This is a genomic window from Henriciella mobilis, from assembly GCF_003576285.1.
Lineage (GTDB): Bacteria > Pseudomonadota > Alphaproteobacteria > Caulobacterales > Hyphomonadaceae > Henriciella > Henriciella mobilis.
In genome coordinates this window covers 70,343-77,602 of record NZ_QWFX01000007.1, presented here as the reverse complement: position 1 = coordinate 77,602, position 7,260 = coordinate 70,343, and the positions used below count along the sequence as shown (strand labels likewise).

Here is a 7,260-nt window from a genome sequence, read left to right as displayed (position 1 = left end):
TCGCCAGCCGCTCATCCATGATCTTTTCGGCATCCGCGATAATCCGGTCGATCAGCTCCTTGACGGTCGGAATATCGTGGATGAGGCCCTGGATCATGCCGGCGGACCAGATGCCGTCGTCGGCATCGCCCTTCTCCATCGCCGCACGCCCGCGCACACCGGCAACGAGGTGCTGGATATCCTCGAACTTCGCCCCGCCCTTGGCCTCGATGGCAACGACTTCCTCACTCACGGCATTCTTCATCACACGCGCTGTGTTGTGGAGCGTCCGGAAGATGAGCTTGGTGTCGCGCTCGTCATTCTCGACCATCTGCTTCTTGAAGTTCTCATGAATCGGCGCCTCTTTCGTGACGCAGAAACGGGTGCCCATATTGATGCCGTCCGCGCCGAGCGCGAGCGCCGCGACGAGGCCGCGCCCATCGCCAAAGCCACCGGAGGCCAGCATCGGTACTTTCACCTTGTCGGCAGCCGCCGGGATGAGGATCAGGCCGGGAATATCGTCCTCGCCAGGGTGGCCGGCGCACTCGAACCCATCGATGGAGATCGCATCGGCGCCCATGCGTTCGGCCGACAGCGCGTGGCGAACCGCGGTGCATTTATGGATCACCTTGATGCCATGTTCCTTGAAATGGTCGATATGCTCCTGCGGCTTGTAGCCAGCCGTCTCGACGATCTTGATCCCGCCCTCGATGATGGCCTGGCGGTATTCGGCATAGGGCGGCGGCTTGATGGCCGGCAGGATGGTCAGGTTCACGCCGAAGGGCTTGTCGGTCATTTCCTTCGTGCGCGCGATTTCCTTGGCGAGGTCCTCAGGCGTCGGCATTGCCAATGCCGTGAGCATTCCCAGCCCACCGGCATCGGAAACCGGCGCAGCAATTTCGGCATAGCCAACCCATTGCATGCCGCCCTGGACGATCGGATGCTCAATCCCGAACGCCTTCGTGAAACGTGTTTTAATCGCCACTGTCTGGTTCCTTGACTGGTCGAATGTGTGCGTGAGCCCTGCCTCAGCGGCTGGCAAAAAAGCCGATCTTGTCATCGCACCGTCAGCCTGCCTCGCTATTGGCAGGGCTTGTTATTGCATGTTGATGGCCGTCTCGAACGCGGGACGTTCCGCAATACGAGAGATGTAACTCTGGAGATTCGACATACCGTCGTCCACGCATCCAACCCGGTTCGCCATAAAGCAGGCATGGCCCAGCATGATGTCTGCAGCTGAAAAGCTGCCCGCCAGATAATCCTTGCCGTTCAGGGCCTCATCGACAGGCGCAAGTGCCTTCGACAATAGTTTACGGGCCTGATTCAGCACTTTCTCATCCCGTCTCTCAGGTTTCAGAAGCACGGTCTGCACAACGATCGTGTTGATTGGCGGCATGACCATCCCCTCGCAATAGTGAAACCATTGAAGGTATGCGGGAAACGCAGGATCGGAGACGGCTGGCTTTAGCCCGCCGTGTCCATGACGCTCAAGGATGTATTCAATGATCGCGCCCGATTCGTAGAGCATCACATCGCCGTCTTCGAGCACCGGCACCCGCCCGAGAGGGTGACGGGACCGATGCTCTTCCGATTTCAACTCATCGGCACGGAAGCTCATCTTGTTGAGTTCATACGGCAAGCCCAGTTCCTCGAGCAACCAGACGATGCGGCCGGCGCGCGAGTTTGGGGCGAAATAAAGTTTCAGCAAAAAATGCTCCTTGGTCGAATTGTATGAACAGAGATGTGTTCGAGCTCTACCGTCCCCAGCGGTGGGACAGGCGGACAAACACTTCCCTGCCTTTTGATGGGAAGCCGGTAATGTCTGGCGCCCCTACTGTATCGGTTCCTTGTCCAAAACCGCTGAAAGGATCTATGCCAGTCGCGTTATAGGTGATCTCATCGGTGAGATTCCGGCCCACGACTGATACCTGCCAGCCCGACCGGTCCGAAAACAGGGTCAGCGAGGCATTTAGCTTGGTCCAAGCATCTTGTTTGTCCTGCGGTGACAGGAGCAGATTACTATAATAGTCGCTAGAGTAGCTGGCCCCCAGCGTTGCGGTGAAGTTTAACCAGTCAGACAGCGAGCCTTCATAGACAGCGTCCAGCGAGCCCGTCCATTCCGGCGCATTGTTAATTTCCCGACCACTATGGTCCTGACCGCGGAAAACGCCGGCGACCAAATTCTGATCGCATCCGGCTGCAATGGACTGACCTCGATAGCAAGGCGCGATGAATGAGTCGAACTCTGCCTTGTTGTATGCAGCGGCACCACGCAGCGTCATCCCTTCGATAGGTGGAAGCCACGCAAAATCAGCCTCAATGCCTTTAGCGCTTGCTTCAGCAGCGTTGCGTATACGGAATGTGAGCGTCGCCACTGAATCACCTTCCGGGCCGCCAACCTGAAGATCGGTATATTCATAGGAGTAAGCTGCGACGTTGAGCGACAAGGTCTCGTCAGCGAGAACCCATTTGCCGCCCGCTTCGAACCCCTTGACCATTTCCTCGTCAAAGCCATTGGCGAAAGAGCCTGGCGCAGCCATCAATATCGTACTGTTGGTGAAACCTGGATCGATCCCACCGGACTTGAACCCCTCCTTGTAAGACGCGAAGAGAAGAGCGTTTGCAGACGGCTCATAGCTCACCGTTACCTCCGGCGAAAAATTGCTCCAGCTGTCCTTCGGCTTCTGCAGATTGTCGGTCACATCAAGTCCGGCAGCAATGAAGGTCACTTCCTTCTCTTCCTGCGAATAACGCGCTCCGCCAGACACGGCCCACTGGTCGCTGAACGCATATTCAAGCTGGGCAAATATCGATTGCGCATTCTGATCCTCGAAGACATCTTCGCGCGGGAACCTTAGCGGTTGAAAGGACGGCGGAAAAATCGGAAGGGCGATGACCGCGTCGGTTCCGGATTCCGACTCCTTCCATTCGGCGAAGGCACCGACCATGAAATTGAGTGGACCATCGAACTCCGATGTCAGGCGCAACTCTTGGGTCGTTTGCTGTACAGCAAATGTAGCCGCAGGAACAAGTGTCTGAACTGCCGGTCCAACCGAAGGATTTTGGAAGTTGTACTCATCGAAATCCCAGTAACCGGTAAGAGAGGAAAGGGTAAGCGACGGCGTCAATTTGAAGTCCGCCTCGATCGTCGCGAGATACTGAGTATTGTCCCGTCTTCCAAGACCGTCAGACCCACGTGCGTCGGGGCTGAGCGCGATGATTTCAGCGGGCGCTCCTCCAAGATAGATATCGCGTGTCCCCTTGCGGCAGGGAAAGTCGGGCTGAAAACCCTGTGGCACACCAAGTGGGCAGTAGATGCGTTGATTGGCTGTCGCCGACCCGCCAGTTGTCTGCGCATCGCCATAAGCAAGTTTGGCCACGGCGGAGAACCGGTCATCCGGCTGGAATGTCAGAGTGCCGCGGATGAAAGTCTCTTCGCCTTGAGGATACTGGTCCACGCTCGGAGGAATGACCAGCGAATTACCGGGAGCATCCACCGTCCGAAGGTTGAAATAGCCGTCCAGGTCAGCGAACCGAGCGACGAGCCGTCCCCCAACTGTTTCAGAAAGCGGCCCTGAAAGGATGCCTTCGACATAGCGATCCCCGGACTCAGTTTCGTACCCGACGGCTGCGAGAGCTTCGAATTTATCGCCGGGATTGCGGGTCTTGAGGGAAAGAACGCCGCCAGGGCTGTTCTTGCCGAAAAACAGCGCCTGCGGCCCGCGGAGAACTTCGACCTGTTCGAGATCGATCTGGCCGAGCTTTCTCACATTCAGCGAGGCAACCTGCATGCCGTCCACATTGATCGCGACGGTCGGATCGACCAAAAAGCCAGACACGCCATTTCCGATACCGCGAAGCGAAATCGTTCCGCCTACGGACGTTGTCGATTCGGCGACAAGGAGGCCCGGCGTGTAGGTCGACAGCTCATCGATGCTTTCAATCCGGTTCTGTTCCAGAATGTCCTGGCTGTAAGCGTTCAGCACGACGGGCGTATCGCTAAGTGTCTCGTCCCGCTTGCGAGCTGACACCGTGACCGTGCCGAGACGCCGCGCCTCGTCCGCCAGCCCATCGGCGCTCTCCGCATCGCTCTCCTGCGCCGTAGCAAGCTGGGCTCCGGCAAGACAGGGCAAAGCCCCAATTGCTGCGCAGCAAAGGGCGCGCGCACTAATCTGAAGATGCTTCCTCATATGTATTCCCTCCCGGAATCTGGCACGTTTTTGTTGTCTGTGCCTTGAAACATTTCGCGTTTAAGGCGCATCGAAGTCAATTCACGGAACAGACCGAAAAAATGCACAAAACGCATCTCGGAAGGGCTTGCGGGGGCCTTAAAATTTGCGCGGAACACAGGCGTAAGACGGCGCCTTCGCGAGGCGCCGGATAGACAAGACTTCACTGCCGGAAGGTATCAACCCTTGTGAAGGATACCGTTCTCGAAAAGGTCCTCGACAATCGCAGTGTCATAACCCAGCCAGTCGCCGAGAGCGGCCCCAGCATCTTTCCCTTTCGCGGACAGGCATGCACCTCTTTGCACGCCGCTGTTCAGCGAGGAATACTTGTAAGGCGACTGGATCGTCAGCGCTTCTTCGCCCTGCTCTGTCGAGACCGGAACGAGCACACCGCAATGGTTTATGCTTGGGCCATCGAAAACATCATGGCCGGGCCGACGCACCTTGCCCCAGGGAAGGTTCAGGCCGTCGAGCGTGTCAGTCAGCGCACCAAACCGGTCAAAGGAGAGAAGGAACTCGGCGATCTTCCGGCGTTGAAAGTCAACCGGTTGATCCCGGCATCCTGATGCCGCATCGCATGGCGCAATCAGCCCCGCTTCCGTGAATACCCGCCAGAGAACAGCGACCGGCCCAGCGATCACCAACTGAACACCTTCCGGACCATCCCAGAATCGGTAGAACCTGTCCTGGTGGGACGCATCCCATTCGCCATCAAGAGCAAGGTTTGCGAAGTCGTCCATGGAGTGGATCGCATTCAGCATGGAAATGTCGATATGCTGTCCAGCGCCGCCATGCTCGACATGCCGCAGCGCAGCCAGCACGGCGATCACGCCATGCAATGCTGCACTTGTATCGCCGATCGACACTGTGAGATCCCGCAATTCGCCACCCATGCCGGCGTTCTGGCGCGCGATTAGCCCGGCCTCGGCATGCAGGAGCGGTGCATAGGCGCCCCGCTTGCGCTCCGGTCCATCCTGCCCGAAGCCCGAAATCGACAGCATGATCAGTTTACGGTTGGCCTTGCTCAATTCTTCCCAACCAAGCCCTAGCCGCGACATCACGCCGGGCCGGAAGTTCTCGATGAGTATGTCGGCCTCAGCCGCCAAGGCTAGCACTAGGTCTGCGGCGCCCTTCGCCTTGAGGTCGATGCATATGTTCCGCTTGCCTATGTTCTGCTGGACGAAATAGCTGGACGCAGCACCGATCGGTCGTCCCATCTTTCGGGTAAGGTCCCCTTCCGGGGGCTCGATCTTGAGCACGTCGGCACCAAGATCCGAAAGCAGACGCCCGGCATACGGCCCCGCGAGAACGCGCGAAAGATCAAGCACCTTTAGGCTGGCCAGAGGAAGGGCTGTTGCCTGTGGTTCGGCTGGAGGCATGAAAACATCCGGCATATTCGGGTCCATATTCAATTCGCGAGGCCGGAATATTTCGCCACGACCGACTTCGCCCACTCATAGTCGGGCTTACCATTCGGCGCGCGCTGGACCGCGTCGGTCAGAAATACCTCTTTTGGGACCTTGTACCCGGCGATGAGATTTCTCGCGTGAGATAGTATCTCTGCCGTGTCAACAGGCGCGGCTACGGCGACCAGGGCTACAACTCGCTGCCCGTACCGATTATCAGGCTGGCCAATGACAAGGCAGTCGATGACGAGCGGATGAAGCTTTAGAGTCTCCTCGACCTCCTCGGGATAGACCTTCTCTCCAGCAGTATTTATACAGGTCGAGCCGCGCCCAAGAAGCCGAATGCTGCCATCGTCTTCGTAGGCGGCATAGTCCCCCGGCACGACATAATGTACGCCGTCAATCTCCGTAATGATCTCTTGGGTCTTCTTCGGATCCTTGTAATATCCAATCATGGCACTGGGCGACGCAAGACGACCGGTTTCGCCCGACCCCGGTTCAATCATACGTCCGTCATCGGATATTATCCTGGCGTTGGCGTTTATAGTAAACCTGCCAGTTTTTGCCTCGTGACCCCTCCGAGTCACAGAGCCGCCCATGGCAGCTTCTGTTGAACCGATGGCGTCGATCAGTGTGAAATCGCCATGCCTCAACAGCCCCCGCTTAACTTCGCTAGACCACATCACACCTGAAGAAATGATCGTCCTCAAGCTGCTGACATCGTAGGGCCGCCCATCGCTGGCTGCGATATCGAGTGCTTCGAGCATGGGTACGCCAAATGCATCACCGACAATAGTCAGGAAGGTCACGCGGTGTTGCTCAACCAGCCGCCAGATCCGGTCGGCATCGAGACCGAGCTCGGGAATGGTAAGGACGCAGCCGCCGGCCAGCTGCGGATTCATGGCGCCGACCCAAATCCCCGTACCGTGCATGAGTGGGCACACAACGAGACTCACCGGAAGCGAGCTTTTGGACAATCCGATTTCCAGCGCAGCAGGAACATCGTCCAGCGTGTCCGGCGTCGGCATCCCGAACATGCGATACCCTTGGGCCAGGTGTTTGCACGTCGCACCGTTGCGAAACATTACCCCTTTCGGAAGCCCGGTCGTTCCGCCAGTGTACAGAATATAAAGATCGTCTGCTGATTGCTTGCGGCGCGGAAGCGGTGCATTCGTCTCCAAGACAGTATCGTAGCGGAGCACACCCGAAGGCGGGTCGCCAGCCTTCCCGTCAAGCGGCGCTTCGACCAGTATCTTCAGTCTCGGTAGGCTGGGCGCGACATCCGCGATAACTTCGCGATAAGCATCGTGATAGACCAACACTTCTACATCAGCGTTGTCGAGCAGATAGGCAAGCTCCTGCTCGCGATAGCGGTAGTTCACATTGATCGGGCTCGCGCCAAGCTTGAAGGCGGCAAAATGGCTTTCTAGGTAGACGTTCGAATTATGCATGAGCAGCCCTATCTTGCTGCCCGGCCGGATGCCAGCGCGGTCAAGCGCGCCAGCCAACCGCGCCGCTCGATCTTCATAGTCTTTCCAGGTGCGGGTTGCGTGCGAATCAATGAGGGCAACCCGGTCTGGTATGCAGTCGGCTACACATTCGAGCGCATGCGCAAAGTGCCAGTCTGTCGCCTTGCCCATAGAGTA

5 protein-coding genes are annotated in these 7,260 nt (G+C 57.8%); all 5 read right to left on the bottom strand.

Translation table 11 applies throughout. The features are described from left to right. Positions 1-964: NAD(P)H-dependent flavin oxidoreductase (locus D1223_RS09240; RefSeq protein ID WP_147372751.1), on the bottom strand; the 964-nt coding region annotated here is incomplete at its 3' end. Between the two features lie 111 nt (positions 965-1,075). Next, positions 1,076-1,687 (bottom strand): glutathione S-transferase family protein, encoded by a 612-nt coding sequence (locus D1223_RS09235; RefSeq protein WP_119376162.1) that lies wholly within the window; start codon positions 1,685-1,687, stop codon positions 1,076-1,078. Positions 1,688-1,733: 46 nt separating this feature from the next. Further along, positions 1,734-4,169, bottom strand: a complete 2,436-nt coding sequence (locus tag D1223_RS09230) for a TonB-dependent receptor (RefSeq protein WP_119376161.1) — start codon at positions 4,167-4,169, stop codon at positions 1,734-1,736. A 218-nt stretch (positions 4,170-4,387) separates the two neighbouring features. Beyond that, positions 4,388-5,587, bottom strand: coding sequence for a CaiB/BaiF CoA transferase family protein (locus D1223_RS09225; RefSeq protein WP_158588442.1), 1,200 nt, complete (start codon positions 5,585-5,587; stop codon positions 4,388-4,390). A gap of 29 nt (positions 5,588-5,616) precedes the next feature. Then, positions 5,617-7,254: an AMP-binding protein gene (locus D1223_RS09220; RefSeq protein ID WP_119376159.1), complete on the bottom strand. Its 1,638-nt coding sequence runs from the start codon at positions 7,252-7,254 to the stop codon at positions 5,617-5,619. Between the last annotated feature and the right edge of the window lie 6 nt (positions 7,255-7,260).

Coding starts and splice junctions, on each gene's coding strand:
- D1223_RS09230 (WP_119376161.1), bottom strand. CDS start 4,169: ATGAGGAAGCATCTTCAGATTAGTGCGCGCGCCCTTTGCTGCGCAGCA.
- D1223_RS09225 (WP_158588442.1), bottom strand. CDS start 5,587: ATGCCTCCAGCCGAACCACAGGCAACAGCCCTTCCTCTGGCCAGCCTA.
- D1223_RS09220 (WP_119376159.1), bottom strand. CDS start 7,254: ATGGGCAAGGCGACAGACTGGCACTTTGCGCATGCGCTCGAATGTGTA.